The 15,705-nt window shown below is 74.7% G+C and carries 15 protein-coding genes and 2 tRNA genes; 11 read left to right on the forward strand and 6 right to left on the reverse strand.

Translation table 11 applies throughout. The annotated features are described in order from the left end of the window. Both AB0C69_RS21420 and AB0C69_RS21425 read right to left on the reverse strand, forming a co-directional pair. The coding region (locus AB0C69_RS21420) for an ABC transporter permease (protein ID WP_360356070.1) at positions 1 to 831 on the reverse strand (831 nt) is incomplete at its 3' end. Then, a complete protein-coding gene (locus AB0C69_RS21425; RefSeq protein ID WP_360356073.1) occupies positions 828 to 1,865 on the reverse strand; it encodes an ATP-binding cassette domain-containing protein in 1,038 nt (345 codons plus the stop codon). The genes AB0C69_RS21420 and AB0C69_RS21425, both read right to left, overlap by 4 nt. A 94-nt stretch (positions 1,866 to 1,959) precedes the next feature. Here AB0C69_RS21425 and AB0C69_RS21430 point away from each other — a divergent pair, with 94 nt between their 5' ends. Together AB0C69_RS21430 and AB0C69_RS21435 are read left to right on the forward strand one after the other, a co-directional pair. After that, complete coding sequence (locus AB0C69_RS21430; RefSeq protein ID WP_360356075.1) at positions 1,960 to 2,685, forward strand: TetR/AcrR family transcriptional regulator; 726 nt, start codon at positions 1,960 to 1,962, stop codon at positions 2,683 to 2,685. A gap of 176 nt (positions 2,686 to 2,861) precedes the next feature. Beyond that, complete coding sequence (locus AB0C69_RS21435) at positions 2,862 to 3,338, forward strand: hypothetical protein (RefSeq protein WP_360356078.1); 477 nt, start codon at positions 2,862 to 2,864, stop codon at positions 3,336 to 3,338. A gap of 52 nt (positions 3,339 to 3,390) precedes the next feature. Here the strand turns inward: AB0C69_RS21435 and AB0C69_RS21440 are convergent. After that, positions 3,391 to 3,463: transfer RNA gene (locus AB0C69_RS21440), tRNA-Arg, on the reverse strand. Between the two features lie 41 nt (positions 3,464 to 3,504). Then, a tRNA-Cys gene (locus tag AB0C69_RS21445) sits at positions 3,505 to 3,577 on the reverse strand. A 363-nt stretch (positions 3,578 to 3,940) separates the two neighbouring features. Here AB0C69_RS21445 and AB0C69_RS21450 point away from each other — a divergent pair. From AB0C69_RS21450 to AB0C69_RS21460, 3 genes are all read left to right on the forward strand, one after another. Further along, on the forward strand, positions 3,941 to 5,401 hold the full coding sequence (locus AB0C69_RS21450) for a benzaldehyde dehydrogenase (protein WP_360356081.1): 1,461 nt from the start codon (positions 3,941 to 3,943) through the stop codon (positions 5,399 to 5,401). 116 nt (positions 5,402 to 5,517) lie between these two features. Then, positions 5,518 to 6,432 carry an alpha/beta hydrolase gene (locus AB0C69_RS21455; protein WP_360356083.1) on the forward strand — a complete coding sequence of 305 codons (915 nt, stop codon included), beginning with the start codon at positions 5,518 to 5,520 and terminating at the stop codon, positions 6,430 to 6,432. 216 nt (positions 6,433 to 6,648) lie between these two features. Beyond that, the gene (locus AB0C69_RS21460) at positions 6,649 to 7,008 is read left to right on the forward strand and encodes a hypothetical protein (protein WP_360356086.1); all 360 of its coding nucleotides are present in this window, start codon (positions 6,649 to 6,651) and stop codon (positions 7,006 to 7,008) included. 128 nt (positions 7,009 to 7,136) lie between these two features. On the opposite strand, the gene AB0C69_RS21465 is transcribed toward AB0C69_RS21460, so the two are convergent. Next, a complete protein-coding gene (locus tag AB0C69_RS21465) occupies positions 7,137 to 8,783 on the reverse strand; it encodes a DUF885 domain-containing protein (protein WP_360356089.1) in 1,647 nt (548 codons plus the stop codon). Positions 8,784 to 8,905: 122 nt separating this feature from the next. Next, positions 8,906 to 9,565: a LysE family translocator gene (locus AB0C69_RS21470; protein WP_360356091.1), complete on the reverse strand. Its 660-nt coding sequence runs from the start codon at positions 9,563 to 9,565 to the stop codon at positions 8,906 to 8,908. A gap of 1,055 nt (positions 9,566 to 10,620) precedes the next feature. On the opposite strand from AB0C69_RS21470, the gene AB0C69_RS21475 reads away from it, so the two are divergent. From AB0C69_RS21475 to AB0C69_RS21500, 6 genes are all read left to right on the forward strand, one after another. Beyond that, positions 10,621 to 11,637: an AAA family ATPase gene (locus tag AB0C69_RS21475; protein ID WP_345187026.1), complete on the forward strand. Its 1,017-nt coding sequence runs from the start codon at positions 10,621 to 10,623 to the stop codon at positions 11,635 to 11,637. Beyond that, positions 11,634 to 12,644 carry a DUF58 domain-containing protein gene (locus tag AB0C69_RS21480; RefSeq protein WP_360356094.1) on the forward strand — a complete coding sequence of 337 codons (1,011 nt, stop codon included), beginning with the start codon at positions 11,634 to 11,636 and terminating at the stop codon, positions 12,642 to 12,644. Before AB0C69_RS21475 ends, AB0C69_RS21480 begins: the two co-directional genes overlap by 4 nt. Further along, positions 12,641 to 13,588: a VWA domain-containing protein gene (locus tag AB0C69_RS21485; protein ID WP_345187030.1), complete on the forward strand. Its 948-nt coding sequence runs from the start codon at positions 12,641 to 12,643 to the stop codon at positions 13,586 to 13,588. The genes AB0C69_RS21480 and AB0C69_RS21485 overlap by 4 nt, the downstream gene beginning before the upstream one ends. 49 nt (positions 13,589 to 13,637) lie before the next feature. Next, positions 13,638 to 14,252 carry a methyltransferase gene (locus AB0C69_RS21490; protein WP_360356097.1) on the forward strand — a complete coding sequence of 205 codons (615 nt, stop codon included), beginning with the start codon at positions 13,638 to 13,640 and terminating at the stop codon, positions 14,250 to 14,252. After that, positions 14,249 to 14,800: a TrmH family RNA methyltransferase gene (locus AB0C69_RS21495; RefSeq protein ID WP_360356100.1), complete on the forward strand. Its 552-nt coding sequence runs from the start codon at positions 14,249 to 14,251 to the stop codon at positions 14,798 to 14,800. Before AB0C69_RS21490 ends, AB0C69_RS21495 begins: the two co-directional genes overlap by 4 nt. A 231-nt stretch (positions 14,801 to 15,031) precedes the next feature. Continuing rightward, positions 15,032 to 15,705: MFS transporter (locus AB0C69_RS21500; protein WP_360356103.1), on the forward strand; the 674-nt coding region annotated here is incomplete at its 3' end.

The following is a 15,705-nucleotide window of genomic DNA, read 5'->3' on the forward strand; positions in this document are numbered from 1 at the left end:
GGCGGCGGTGCGGCCGGAGGAGGGCTCCGCTCGGGGCGGCGGCGCGAACACCGCGAGCAGGAGCAGCGCCCAGCCGATCGTGGCGGGGACGGGATGGGCGAGGGGCCAGGCCAGGTCGCCGGCGGGCGCGCCGGGGTTGCCGAACAGTTCGCGGCAGGCGGCGGTGAGGGCGCTGACGGGGTTCCATTCGGCGATGACCTGCAGGACCTTCGGCATGCCTGCGGTGGGGACGAAGGAGTTGGACAGCATGGTGACCGGGAAGACCAGGGGGATGAGCTGGTCGGCGGTCTGCTCGTTCTTCACCACCAGGCCGAGGTAGCAGCCGGCCCAGCTGAGCGCGTACCGCATCAGCGCCAGCAGCAGGAAGGCCTCGGCGGTCTGCCATAGGCCGTCGTGGGCGCGCCATCCGACGACCAGGCCGGCGGCGGCCATGATGACCATGGCGAGGACGCCGTTGAGGATCTCGGCGCCGGTCTGCCCGAACGGGACGGCGGAGCGGGCCATGGGCATGGAGCGGAACCGGTCCATGACGCCGCGGGAGGCGTCGGTGGCGACGCGCATGGTGACGGCCATGGTGGAGGTGAAGGTGACCATGGCGAACAGGCCGGGCATCAGGTACTCGCGGTAGTTTCCCCCGCCGGGGACGGAGATGGCGCTGCCGAACACGTACCCGAACAGCACGACCATGACCGCGGGGAAGATCAGGGCGGCGATGAGCTCGCCGGGTTCCTGGCGGATGCGGCCGAGTTCGCGGCCGATGAGGGTGAGGCCGTCGGCGAGGGCCCAGCGCAGGCGTCCGGCGCGGGAGTCGGGGGCGGTGAGGGCGGTCATCGGACGGTCTCCTGGCTGCGCTCGGCGGGCTCGGCGGTGCGGACGGCGCCCGTCTCGGAGGTGTCGGTCTCAGGGGTGTCGGTCTCAGAGGTGTCGGTCTCAGGGGTGCTGCCGGTGAGGCGCAGGAACACCTCGTCGAGGGTGGGGCGGCGCAGCCCGACGTCGCCGACGGTGATGCCGGCGCGGTCGAGTTCGCGGACGACGTCGGCCAGGCGCACCGAGCCGGCGGTGAGCGGCACCGAGAGGCGTTCGCCTTCCAGGGCGGGGTGGCTGCCGGTGAGGGTGCGCAGGAGCGCGGCGGCGCGGCCGGCGGCGGCGGGGTCGTCCAGGACGACGTCGAGGCGGTCGCCGACGGAGGCCTTGAGGCGGTCGGGGGCGCCGGTGGCGATGACGCGGCCGTGGTCGACGACGGCGATGTCGTCGGCGAGCCGGTCGGCCTCGTCCAGGTACTGGGTGGTGAGCAGGACGGTGGTGCCCTCGGCGACCAGGCCGCGGACGGCGTCCCAGATCTCGCCGCGGCTGCGGGGGTCCAGGCCGGTGGTGGGCTCGTCCAGGAACAGCACCTGGGGCCGCAGGATCAGGCTGGTGACCAGGTCGAGGCGGCGGCGCATCCCGCCGGAGTAGCCGGCGACCTGCCGGTCGGCGGCGTCGGCGAGCCCGAACCGCTCCAGCAGCTCGTCCGCGCGGCGGCGGGCCTCGCGGCGGGGCAGGTGGTAGAGGCGGCCGAACATGCGCAGGTTGCCGCGTCCGGTGAGCTTCTCGTCGACGGCGGCGTACTGGCCGGCCAGGCCGATGCGGGCGCGGACCCGGTCGGGGTCCCGGGCGACGTCGTGGCCGGCGATGCGGGCGTGCCCGGCGTCGGCGTCGGCGAGCGTGGCCAGGATCCGCACGGCGGTGGTCTTGCCCGCGCCGTTGGGGCCGAGGACCCCGCAGACCGTGCCGGCGGGGACGGCCAGGTCGAGGCCGTCCAGGGCCTGGGTGTCGCCGAAGCGCTTGCGCAGCCCCTCGGCGAACACGATCGGTTCGTCGGTCACAACCCCTCCTCTGGGTACGTTGTACGCAGCTACGGTAGACAACTGAGTACGACGTACGCAACTAGGATGCTCGGGAGAGTCACGAGGAGGTCCGTTGACAGGCGGCGAGCAGCACGTCAGCATCTGGTCGGTCCCCGAGCGGCAGGGCCGGGGGCCGCGCCCCGCCTACAGCCGCGCCCAGATCACCGAGGCGGCGATCCGCATCGCCGACGCCGAGGGACTGGAGGCGGCCTCGATGCGCCGCATCGCCGCCGACCTGGGCACCGGCGCGATGTCGCTGTACCGCTACGTGCCCTCCCGCGACGACCTGATCGACCTGATGGTCGACCACGTCCTGCTGGAGATGGACATCCCCGAGCGGCCGAGCGGCGACTGGCGCGCCGACCTGACGCTGATCGCCGAGAACACCCGCGCGGTGTGGAGCGGCCACGCCTGGCTGGTGGGCCTGCACCGGCCGCGCGCCACGTTCGGCCCCAACCGGCTGCGGCTGCTGGAGTTCGCCTCCGGCGCCCTGGACGTCGGGATCCCGATCGACGACATCCTCATCCTGCTGGACATGCTGAACGGCTACGTCGAGCGCACGGTGCGCGGCGAGATCGAGTGGATGCGCGAGATGCGCCAGAGCGGGATGACGCCCGAGCGCTGGATGATGCAGAGCGCCCCCTACGTCCGCGAGCTGCTCGACACCGGCAGGTACCCGATGTTCGAGCGGATCGTGAAGGACGCGCAGCTGCCCCACATGTCCGGCGACGAGCAGTTCCGGTACGGGCTGGAACGCGTCCTGGACTGCATCGCCGGCGCCCTGCCCGCCCGTTCCTGACCGCCCCGCCCCCTCGGGTCGGGCGGCCCGGTCGAGCGGGGCGGCGATCGGCGGGAGGGGGCGCATGAGCGGGGGCGGGCGGGGCACGAACCCGGCGAGGTGACGATTGCGTTCGGGCCGGCGCGGCCGGCCCGGGGGGCTCAAAGCCCGCAGCTCGTTCGTGATCGGAGGGGCACATGACCGTCGTTCCCACCCAGGACACTCCGCGACCGGCCCTGCACAGCGGCCGGTGGCCGCTGCCGAGCGGGCGGGCCGCGGTGGCCGGCGTCCGCGGGATCGTGCAGGGCGCCCTGCGCGTGTGGGGGCTCGGCCCGGCGTCGGCGAGCCTGACCGACCGGCTGGCGCCGCTGATCCAGGACGCGGTGGCGCGGGCGGGGGCGAGCCGGAGCGGGTCGCTGGTGCTGCGGCTGGAGCTGCACGAGCCGGTCCGGCTGCTGCTGGGCGAGATCCTGCGACCCGGCGACGCCCCCGGTGACGCGCCCGGCGGAGAGGTCGGCGGGGAAACCGAGCGCGGCCGCAACGTCGCCGCGATCGCCGTCACCTACGGCAGGCGGCCCGTGCGCGGCGACGCGGGCGCCTGGTACGCCCACGCGTTCGTGTGGCCGCCCGCGCCGGGCCCGGCGCTCGGGGCGGAAGCGCTCGGGGGCCGCTGACCTGCGCGCGGCCGGGCCGCTCGCCCCCGGCGTGCGGCGCGGAGCGGCCGCGTCTCCCCGGCAGGAATCGAACCTGCGGCTTCCGGCTTCGGAGGCCGGCGCTCTGTCCGCTGAGCTACGGGGAGTCGAGGTCCCGCCCCCAGGGTGACAGCGGGGGCGGGACGGGAGACGCCGGTGGGATTCGAACCCACGTGAGACGGTTTTGCGGACCGCCGCCTGAACCACTCGGCCACGGCGTCACAGGGGGCCGGCCCTCGCGGACCGGAGAAGGGGATACGGAGAGAAGAGATACGGAGCCGCCCCCTCACGAGGAGCGGACGGGGACGCCGGGGTCAGCGGGACGTCCGGCCGGCGGGACGGGGCCGGGGCGCGGTGCGTGCGCGGCGACATCGGGTCATGTCCCGTCCCTCCCTTCCAACGCCGGGGCCCGTCCTCGCAGGGCCCGTGCGGGTGCCGTGCGATCAGACTGCCCTGCGCGGGGAGGCGCCGCAACGGGTTTTCCGCCCGGCGGGTTTCCACTGAGCGGAACGATGATGTCTGGCGTGCGCCGCGCCTGGCGAGGGTGGGAGTTTCTGTGCGGGCCCCTTTTGCGAGGAGGAACGATGACGTTGCTCGACCCTGGTGCGTGGACCGGGAAGATCTTCGACGGCGGCTGGGCGGCGGCCGGGGACGGCGGCGTGTTCGAGGTGACCGAGCCCGCGACCGGCGGGACGCTCGGCACCCTGGGCGAGGCCCGCGCGGCGGACGCGGCCCGCGCGGCGCGGGCCGCTGCGGCCGCGCAGCGCGACTGGGCGGCCCGCACCTACGAGGAGCGCGCCGCGGTGCTGCGTGCGGCGGGCCGGCTGTTCGAGGAGCACGCCGCCGAGATCGGCGACTGGATCGTGCGGGAGGCCGGGTCGATCCCGCCGAAGGCGGAGCTGGAGACGCACTTCGCCGCGAGCCTGTGCTACGAGTCGGCGGCGCTGGCCTCGCACCCGCAGGGGCTGGTGCTGCCGTCGGCGCAGCCGCGGTGGAGCCTGGCGCGGCGCCGGCCCGCCGGGGTGGTGAGCGTGATCTCCCCGTTCAACTTCCCGCTGATCCTGGCGATGCGGTCGGTGGCGCCCGCGCTGGCGCTCGGCAACGCCGTGCTTCTCAAGCCGGACCCGCGCACCGCGGTGTGCGGCGGGGTCAGCATCGCGCGGATCTTCCAGGAGGCGGGGCTGCCGGAGGGGCTGCTGCACCTGCTGCCGGGCGGGCGCGAGGCCGGCGAGGCGGTGGTGGAGGCGCCGGAGGTGCGGGTGGTGTCCTTCACCGGCTCCACCGCCGCCGGACGCAGGATCGGCGAGGTGTGCGGGCGGCTCCTCAAGCGCGCCCACCTGGAACTCGGCGGCAACAACGCTTTGATCGTGCTGCCGGGCGCGCGGGTCGCCGACGCGGTGTCGGCGGGCGCGTGGGGCGCGTTCCTGCACCAGGGGCAGATCTGCATGACCTCCGGGCGGCACCTGGTGCACGAGAGCCTGCACGCCGAGTACGTGGCGGCGCTGGCCGACAAGGCCGACAAGCTCCCGGTCGGCGACCCGGCGGCCGGGCCCGTCGCGCTCGGCCCCATCATCGACGCCGGGCAGCTCGCCCACGTCGACGAACTGGTCAGGGCGACGGTCGCCGCCGGGGCGCGGCTCGCGGCGGGCGGCACCCACGAGGGCCTGTTCTACCGCCCGACCGTCCTGGACGAGGTGACGCCCGACATGCCCGCCTACGCGCAGGAGGTGTTCGGCCCGGTCGCGCCGGTGGTGCCGTTCTCCACGCCGCAGGAGGCGGTGGAGCTGGCGTCGGCCACCGAGTACGGGCTGTCGCTGGGCATCCTCGGCGACGTCGGGCAGGCCATGAAGATCGCCGACGCGATCCCTGCGGGGCTCGTCCACATCAACGACCAGACGGTCAACGACGAGCCGGTCGTGCCGTTCGGCGGGGTGGGGGCCTCGGGCAACGGCTCGCGGTTCGGCGGCCCGGACGCCAACATCGAGGCGTTCACCGAGACGCAGTGGGTCACGGTCCGCGGCGAGATCGCCACTTACCCCTTCTGACCTTCCCCGACCCTTCTGAGCTGTCCCGACCCATCCGATCGCCCGCCCGCCGCGGCGTGCGGCGCAGGCCCTGCGGGTCTCCCCGCGGGTCGTAGGCTCGGTGCCGAGGAGGGCTGATGGGCCGCGATCCGGAGTACCTGGCGTTCCTGCGGGCCCGCCTCGCCACACCCGGCGGGACGGGCCGCACGGTCGGCGACGCACGCCGCGAGCACGCCGCCGACCTCGCCCGCTCCCCGCGCCCGCCCGTCGACACCATGGCCGACCTGACGCTGCCCGGACCCGCGGGCCCGATCCCCGCCCGGCTCTACCGGCCCGCGTGGGACGGCCCGGCGCCGGCGCTGGTGTACTTCCACGGCGGCGGGTGGGTTCTCGGCGACGTCGAGTCCTACGACCCCGTCGTGCGGGCACTGGCGGCGGCCAGCGGCGTCGCGTGGGTGTCGGCCGGGTACCGGCGCCCGCCCGAGGACCCGTTCCCGGCCGCGCTGGACGACGCCGTCGCCGCCGTCACCGGGGTCGCCGCCGACGCGAACCGCCTCGGCCTGGACCCCGCCCGGATCGGAGTGGCCGGGGACAGCGCGGGCGGCCAGCTCGCCGCCGCGGCCGCCGGCCTGCTGCGCGCCGCTGGCCCGGCCCGGCCCGCGCTGCAGGTTCTGCTGTACCCGGCGCTGGACCTGCGCGAGGTCCCGCCGCCGCTGCCCGACCCCGACGGGCTGCGGTTCCCGCCCTCGGGCATCGGCCGCGCCCTGGACGCCTACCTGCGCGGCGCCGACCGCACCGATCCGCGCGTGTCGCCGCTGCTGGACCCCGACCCGTCGGGCCTGCCCCCGGCGATGATCGCGACCGCCGAGCACGACCGGCTGCGCCCGCAGGCCGAGGCGCACGCGGCGCGGCTGCGGGAGGCCGGGGTGCCCGTGGTGCTCGTCCCCGGAACGGGCCTGGACCACGGCTTCCTCGGGTGGGGGACGTTCGCGCGCCGCCCCGCCGAGGCCGTCGCGCGGATCGGCGAGGCCGTGCGCCGCGCCCTCACCTGACGCGGCGCCCCGATCCGGTGGCCCCGGTGCCCCGATGCGGTGGTGCGGTCCGGCCGGGCCGCCGTCACCGGCGACAGATCCGGATTATGGACGTGCCGAGTGTGGCTCATCATCGACCTTAAAGACGCTTGCCGTGTCGTTTAACCTGCTGGGCGCGGGAAATCACTAACGCACGAACATTGGCCGGAACTCAGCCGACCGGCGAGGAGAGGCAAGTTGTACCGGACCCACGAGCTGCGCCGCGTCCGGACCGGGGAAACCGGGCTGGAGGAATGGGCCTGTCCCACGTGCGGCCGCCGCCTGCTGCTGCGGTGGCCGCCCCGCTACCACAAGACCATCGTCGAACCCGGTGACGAGCGCGCCTGCCACATCGGCAGATCCGACGACATCACCGACTCCGTGGCCGGCGACGCGGCCGGCGCACGCGACGCGGCCGGCGCGGGCGTCCTGAGCACGGCCGACACCTCCCGGTCCGACTGGCAGCGCCCCAACCAGAGGCGCTGGCTCCGCGAAACCGGCGTCGAAGCCTTGGAGAGCCACACCCGAGCCCGCCTCAACCCCTCCGAACCCGTCTGACCCTGTCTGATCTCGCGCGCCGACCCGTCACGAGCCCGCCCTGATCCGACGTGCCAGCCCGGTCCTCCCCGGGCCCAGACTCGCCGCCAGGCCCGCCTCAGTCTCCGGGCCCCGCGCCGCACCGCCCGTCACGACCGCGCCAGCTCAGCGCGCAGCCGGTCCAGGCCCATCGGCCCCAGATCCAGCGCCCGCCGATGGAACGCCTTTAGATCGAAGCCCGCGCCCTCCCGGCGCCGCGCCGCCTCCCGCGCCTCCAGCCAGACCTTCTCCCCCAGCTTGTAGGCGATCGCCTGCCCCGGACGCCCCAGATACCGGTCGATCTCGAACGCCACCGCCGCATCGGGATCGGGCCCCATGCGCCCCCGCAGGAACTCGAAACCCAGCTCCGGCGTCCACCGCTCCCCCTCGTGGAACCCCGCACCCGCCGGAATCGGCAGCTCCAGATGCAACCCGATGTCCAGCACCACCCGCGCCGCCCGGAACCGCTGCCCGCCCGCCAGCATCCCCAGCCGGTGAGCGGGATCCCGATAGTGGCCCAGCTCGTCCATCAGCCGCTCCGCGTACAGCCCCCACCCCTCGCAGTGCCCCGGATGCAGCTCGCTCGACACCCGCTGGAACCGGTTCAGCCCCCGGTTCAGCGTCGTCACCCCCAGCTGCAGATGGTGACCCGGCACCCCCTCGTGGAACATCGTCGTCGGCACCGTCCAGGTCACGATGTCGGCCGACGGGTCCCGCACCGTCCACCACACCGTCCCCGGACGCGACAGGTCCTCCGCCGGCGCCAGGTAGTAGACCCCCGCCTCCACCGGCGGGATCCGGCACTCGATCCGCCGCAGCGGCCCCGGAATGTCGAAGTGCACCCCGTCCAGATCGGCGATCGCCCGGTCGGCCAGCTCCTGGATCCACCCCCGGAACGCATCCGCGCCCCCCACCCGGTGCGCCGGATCGGCGTCCAGCGCCGCCATCACCGCCGGCAGCGGCTCACCCGGCAGGATCTCCCGCGCCGCCCCCGCCATCTCCGACTCGACCCGCGCCAGCTCCTCCCAGCCCCACGCGTACGTCTCCGCCAGATCCAGGTCCGTCCCGAGAAAGTCGCGCACCCCCAGCCGGTACCGGTCGGCGCCCAGCGCGTCCCGCTCCGGCGCCCGCGCCGCCAGCTCCCCCGACAGGAACGACGCGAACTCCCCCAGCGCCGCCGACGCCCCCGCCGACGCCTCCTCCAAAGCCCCCCGCAGCGGCCCGTCCCCGTACCGCGCCGCCAGACCCGCCAGATACGCCGGAGTGCCCACGCACTCGCTGGCACTGCGCAGCACCTGCCGCCGCGCCGCCACCCGGCCCCGCCCGCACGCCCGCACCAACGACGCCCGCAGCCCGGCCAAGGCCCCCGGCAGCGCCGCCATCCGCGCACGGACGGCCTCCCAGTCGGTGTCCGCCCCCTGGTCCAGCAGCTCCAGCGCCATCCGCAGCCGCTGGACGGGCCCGTCGGTGGTGTCCAGGAACTGCTCCCGCACCCCCGCCTCGTCCAGCGCCGCCTCGATCTCCAGCCGCTCCCGCAGCACCGCCGCCGCGATCCGCTCCGCCTCGCCCCGCACCGGCACGCGGCCCAGCTCCGCCAGCGTCCGCCGCGTCAGCTCCGCACGCGCCTCCACCCCGTCCGGCCCGTAGTCGGTCAGCCGGTCGTCCTGCCCGGCGATCCCCATCATCGCCGCCAGGCACGGGTCCAGCGCGGCGAACTCGTCCACATAGCGGTCGGCGAGGCCATCCAGTGAGGTCACCGCCCCAGGCTACGACGCCCGCCCCCAAAAGTGATCATGAGAAAGTGCCAAATCGGCCGCCCCCGCCAGAGCAACCGCCCGGCACTCACCGAGGCACCGCCGCGACGGCACCGGCAGGCCCCTCAGCGCGCCTCGGCCGCCAACCGCACGCCCAGCCCCACCAGCACCACACCCGACACCTGGTCCAGCCGCCGCCGCACCACCGGACGCCCCAGCACCCGCCGCGCCGACCCCACCAGCCACACCACCGCCGTGTACCAGACCAGGTCGATCAGCGCCCACAGCACCGAGAACCCCACCAGCACCGCCGCGACCGGCCACCCCTCCGGCACGAACTGCGGCAGGAACGACACCGCGAACACTCCCGCCTTCGGATTCGCGAAGTTCGTCACCAGCCCCAGCCGGTAGGACCGCCACCCCGAAGCCCCGGCCCCCGCACCGCCACCGCCCCGCTCATCGCGCAGATCCTCCCCCGCGGCCGCCGCGGCCGGACCGCCGCGGCGCGCACCCCACAGCGCCCGCACCCCGAACCACACCAGCACCACCGCACCGGCGACCCGCAACCCCTCATACGCCAGTCGCGACGCCGCCAGCAGCGCCGACAGCCCCACCGCCGCCGCCACCCCCCACAGCAGCACGCCCGTCTCGTTGCCCAGCACCGCCCACAGCCCCGCGCGCCGCCCCGACCGCAGCGACTGCCGCATGATCACGACCGTGCTCGGCCCCGGCACCAACGCGATCAGAACCGCCGCGCCCGCGAACGCGAGCAGACTCTCCAGCATCCCCCCATGCTGTCCGCCCGCCGCACCACCACGCAACGCCCTATTCCCCGCATGGGCGACCTTCTGCGCACAGGCGAGCAGACCGCCCCAAACCCGCTACAGGGGAGCGCCGTCCCCACCACCCGAACCCGACGACGGCGAAGGCGCAGGCGACGACGGACCCGGCGAACTCGGCGGCACCGACGGCGACGGAGCCGGCGTCGTCGGCACCGGAGACCGCTCCGGCGCCCGAATCGACGGCGTCGGCTCCGGCGGCGGAGGCGGCGGCTCCTTCGCCACCGGCTGACACGCGAACAACACACCCATCAACAACGCCAGCACCAGCAACGCCGCCGCCAAACCCACCACGGCCGCCACCAGACTCCGCTCCGGCCCCCGCTCCCCCACCGGAACCGGACCCCCGCCCGGCACCGGCCGAGGCCCCTCCAACGCCGGCTCACCCTGCCCCAGCCAATACGGCTGGAACTGCGGACCACGCCGACGCCCGCCCCACCACCCGCGCGCCGACCCCTGGAACGCCACCGGCTCCAAGAACCGCTCCGCCCCCACACGATCCGCCTCATACGACGTCGCCACCCACGGCGCCGGCCCGTCCGGCTGCGCCGCCACCACCGGCGCACCCTCACCCGGACCAGCGCCCCCCGGACCCCGCCCCGGACCCGGCACCGCCGCGTTGATCGCCGCACGGAACCGGTCCCGCGCCGCCGCATCACCCGCCGCACCCCGGTTCAGCACCGCCACACTCGCCCGGCGCCCCTCGCCGTCCACCCCCAGGAACACGATCCCGGCCGCGGACTCCGACAGACGCGCCGACAGACGGAACGGCCCCAACTGAGCGGGATCACCCGGCGGCAACGGCCTCGACATGGCCGCAACACTAACAACCACGCCCTACGATCGGCCCCGGAACACCCCCCGCCCGCACCCCCGAACCGATCATCCCCCGCACGCACGTATCCCCCGCCAACGGGTACAAGTGATCGCGTAGGGTCGTAAGGCACCCCATCCCGACGCACGAGGACAGGGCACACGACGGACAAGTGAGGGACACCCACATGACCATCGCCGCCACCGACGTCGACGAGGCCGCAGTCCTCCTGCAGTACACCCTCGCCGAAGTCAAGAAGGTCATCGTCGGCCAGGAACACATGGTCGAACGCATGATCGTCGCGCTCCTCGCCCGCGGCCACTGCCTCCTGGAAGGCGTCCCCGGCGTCGCCAAGACCCTCGCCGTCGGCACCCTCGCCCGCGTCGTCGGCGGCACCTTCGCCCGCCTCCAGTTCACCCCCGACCTCGTCCCCTCCGACATCGTCGGCACCCGCATCTACCACCCCTCCACCGAGCAGTTCGACGTCGAACTCGGCCCCGTCTTCGTCAACTTCGTCCTCGCCGACGAGATCAACCGCGCCCCCGCCAAGGTCCAGTCGGCCCTCCTGGAGGTCATGGCCGAACGCCAGGTCTCCCTCGGCGGCAACACCTACCCCCTCCCCCGCCCCTTCCTCGTCCTCGCCACCCAGAACCCCATCGAGTCCGAAGGCGTCTACCCCCTCCCCGAAGCACAACGCGACCGCTTCCTCATGAAGGTCGACGTCCACCACCCCGCCGCCCACGAGGAACTCCAGATCCTCCAGCGCATGAGCGTCGACCCCCCCGAAGCCGCCCAGATCCTCGACACCGACCGCCTCGCCGGCCTCCAGCGCGCCGTCCAGGAGATCTCGGTCCACGAACTCATCGCCGACTACATCGTCCGGCTCGTCATGGCCACCCGCGAACCCGACCAGTACCGCCTCCCCGACCTGCGCGGCGTCATCGACATCGGCGCCAGCCCCCGCGCCACCCTCGGCCTCGCCTCCGCCGCCCGCGCCCTCGCCCTCCTGGCCGGCCGCGACTACGTCCTGCCCGACGACGTCCGCGCCGTCGCCCGCGACGTCATGGCCCACCGCATCGTTCTCACCTTCGACGCCCTCGCCGACGGCATCGACACCGCCGACGTCGTCGACCAGATCCTCGCCGCCGTCCCCCCACCCCGCGTCGTCTGGAACCACGGCGCGGCGGCGGTGACCACCGCATGACCCCCCGGCGCCGGCGCAGCGGCAAACTTGCCCACCTCGCCCCCGAACGCACCCTGCGCCGACTCGAACTCCAGGTCACCCGCCGCCTCGACGGCCTCCTCAACGGCGAACACCTCGGCCTGCTCCCCGGCCCCGGCACCGAACTCGCCGAAGCCCGCCTCTACCAGCCCGGCGAGGACGACGTCCGCCACATGGACTGGGCCGTCACCGCCCGCACCACCACCCCCCACGTCCGCGACCTCATCGCCGACCACGAACTCGAAGCCTGGGCCCTGGTCGACCTCACCCCCAGCATGGACTTCGGCACCAGCACCATGATCAAACGCGACCTCGCCGTCGCCGCCCTCGCCGCCGTCGGCTTCCTCACCGTCCGCCTCGGCGACCGCGTCGGCGCCTACCTCCTCCACGACGACGGCATGCGCCGCTGGCCCGCCCGCACCGGCAAGGCCGCCCTGTACGCCCTCCTCCAGACCGCCCTCGACGCCCAGTCCGCCGACGACCGCACCGGACCGCGCACCGGCGCCACCGCCCCGCCCCGCGACCTCGCCGCCGCCGTCGCCGCCCTCGACCGCGGCCAGACCCGCCGCGGCCTGCGCGTCGTCATCTCCGACTTCCTCGCCCCCGACGGCGCCGAGACCGCCGACGGCCCCCACGGCCAGCCCGCCTGGGAACGCCCCCTGCGCCGCCTCACCACCCGCCACCAGGTCCTCGCCATCGAGATCATCGACCCCCGCGAACTCGACCTGCCCGACGTCGGCCTCGTCGAGATGACCGACCCCGAGACCGGCACCGTCCACGAGATCGTCCTCAGCCGCCGCGTCCGCGAACGCTACGCCGCCGCGGCCGCCGCCCAGCGCGACCGCACCCGCGCCGCCCTCCGCCGCTGCGGCGCCCACCACCTCGTCCTGCGCACCGACCGCGACTGGATCGCCGACGTCGCTCGTTTCGCCCTCCGCCAGCGCCGCGCCGCAGGCCGGCCCGTCACCACCGCGGGAGTGCGCCCATGACCTTCCTGTCACCCGAACGCCTCTGGCTGCTCGGCCTCCTGCCGCTCCTGGCCGCCGCCTACCTGCTCCTGCAACTGCGCCGCCGCCAGTACGCCGTCCGGTTCACCAACCTCGCGCTGCTGTCCCAGGTCGCCCCCCGCCGCCCCGGCTGGCGCCGGCACGTCTCGGCCGTCCTGTTCCTCATCATGATCGCCTTCATGATGTTCGGGTTCGCGCGCCCCGCCACCGCCGTCAAGGTCCCCCGCGACCGCGCCACCATCGTGGTCGCCGTCGACGTGTCGCTGTCCATGATGGCCAGGGACGTCTCCCCCAGCCGCCTCGACGCCGCCAAGGCCGCCGCCAAGCGCTTCATCGGCGACCTGCCCCGACGCTTCAACGTCGGCGTCGTCGCCTTCGCCGGCAACGCCAACCTCATCGCCGCCCCGACCGCCGACCGCGACGCCGCCATCGCCTCCCTCGACCAGCTCGTCCTGGCCAAGCGCACCGCCATCGGCGAGGCGGTGTTCACCTCCCTGCAGGCCGTCCGGTCCTTCGACGCCCAGGCCCGCCAGGACCCGCCGCCCGCCCACATCGTCCTGCTGTCCGACGGCGACAACACCACCGGACGGTCGGTGCAGGAGGCCGTCGACGCCAGCCGCCTCGCCCACGTCCCGGTCTCCACCATCGCCTTCGGCACCCCCTACGGCACCGTCGACATCGAAGGCGAGACCACCAGCGTCTCGGTCAACAAGGAGACCCTCAAGAGCCTCGCGGAGAGCACCGAGGGCAAGGCCTACGAGGCCGCCGACGCCGACCAGCTCCGCGAGGTGTACGCCAACATCGGCAGCTCCCTCGGCTTCAGGACCGAGCACCGCGACGTCGCCGCCCGCTACGTCGGCATCGCGCTGCTGTTCGCCTTCGCCGCCGGCGGCGTGTCGCTCGCCTGGTTCTCCCGCCTCCCCTGACCGCGCGCACTGCACGGGCGGCCCCCGAACGCTGATACGGTCGGCCGACGTGGGGGAACACTACTTCGCGGAGCGGCCGGGCGCCGCCGCCCGCCGCCGCACCGTCGACCTCGTCCTGCCGGACCTGCACCTGCGGCTCGACACCGACAGCGGCATGTTCTCCCCCGACCGCATCGACCCCGGCACCCGCGTGCTGCTGGAGACCGTCCCCCCGCCCCCGGCGGCCGGCGACCTGCTCGACCTCGGCTGCGGATACGGCCCCATCGCCATCACCATGGCCAAGCGCTCGCCTCAGGCGAGTGTTTTGGGAGTGGACGTGAATCAGCGAGCATTGGCCATGGCGGAGAGCAATGCCCAAACCGCCGGCCTTGACAATGTAAGGTTCACTCTGGCGGACGACGCCGACCCCGAGCAGCGGTTCGCGGCGATCTGGTCCAACCCCCCGATCCGCATCGGCAAGGCCGCCCTGCACGACCTCCTCCTCACCTGGCTCCCCCGCCTCGCCCCCGGCGGCCTCGCCCACCTCGTCGTCCAGAAGCACCTCGGCTCCGACTCCCTCCAGAAGTGGCTCGCCGCCCAGGGCTTCCCCACCGAGCGGATCGCCTCCCGGTCCGCCTACCGCGTCCTGCGCGTCGCACCCCGCACGGAAGGCCACACCCGATGAGCACCCCCGACCCCGCGCAGGGACGCCGCCAGCTGCGCCCCACCGACGTCAAGCGCCTCAACCGCGACTGGCGCCGCCGCACCGGCGCCCGCGTCGACCTGCTCGTCGAATCGGTCACCCAGCCGTTCAACATGGGCTCGATCATCCGCAGCGCCGCCGTGTTCGGCGTCGAGCGCCTCTGGCTCGCCGGCAACGCCACGCCCCCCACCCACCGCAACGTCGCCAAGACCGCCCTCGGCACCGAGCGCCTCGTGTCCTGGGAGCACGCCGGCACCGCCGCCGAGGCCGCCGCCGCCGTCCGCAAGGAGGGCCTCCGCCTCGTCGCGGTGGAGCTGACGGCCGACGCCGTGCCCCTGCACGAGGCGCCCCTCGACGGAGACCTGTGCCTCGCCATCGGCAGCGAGGACCACGGCTGCTCCCCCGCCCTCCTCAGCGCCGCCGACGCCGTCACCTACATCCCCCAGATCGGACGCGTCGGCTCCCTCAACGTCGCCGTCGCCACCGCCATCGCCCTCGCCGAAGCCCGCCGCCGCGAATGGAGCGCGTGACCCGAAGGCGTCCGGGAGCGCGCGGCGCGCTCGGCGCACCGCCGAAGCGCCCCCTCGTCACGCACTGATCACCGCGTTCCACCGCCGCGGCGCGGCCGGCGGGATTTCGCTTCGCCCGGGTGCGCGTTACGATCAGGCCATGCAGTTCCTCCTTCACGGGTGAACGCCCCGCCGCCGCTCCTGCGGTGGCGGCTTCCGGCGCCCCCGTAACCCCCTCCTAGGAACTGCTTCGTGACCTCGTCCTACGCGGCCGTGCTGCGCACGCCCCACGCCTCCCGCACCTTCGCGTTCGCGTTCCTGGCGCGCCTGTCCTACGGGACCGTCTTCCTGTCCCTCACGCTGGCGCTCACGGCGTCCACCGGCTCCTACGCCCAGGCAGGCGGCCTGCTGGCCCTGCTCGGCCTCACCACCTCCGCCGTCTCACCCGTCCGCGCGGCGCTCATCGACCGGCACGGACCGCGCCGCACCATGCTCCCGATGGCCGCCGCCTACGCCCTCGTCCTCGCCGCCTTCGCCGTGCTGACCTCGCGGCCGGGCGCCCCCGTTCCGCTCCTCACGGCCCTGGCCGTCGCCGCCGGCATCACCGCGCCCCCCGTCGGCGTGGTCATGCGGACGCTGTGGAGCGCCCTCCTGCCGGATGGACCGCTCCTACGGCGCGCCTACAGCCTCGACACCGTGTCGGAGGAGCTGGTCTTCGTGACCGGCCCGCTCCTGGCGGGGCTGCTCGCCGCGGCCGCCGCCCCCTCCCTCGGAGTCGCCCTCGGGGCCCTCCTCATCGCCGCCGGAACCGCCGGGATGGCCGCCTCCCCGGCGGCGGCGCCGCGAACGGGGACGCACCGCCGCGCGGGCCGCGTCCGGGTGTTCCCGCTCGCGCCGGCCATCGCGGCCGCGGCCACCGGGGTCGT

The organism is Actinomadura sp. NPDC048032, assembly GCF_040653175.1.
Lineage (GTDB): Bacteria > Actinomycetota > Actinomycetes > Streptosporangiales > Streptosporangiaceae > Spirillospora > Spirillospora verrucosospora.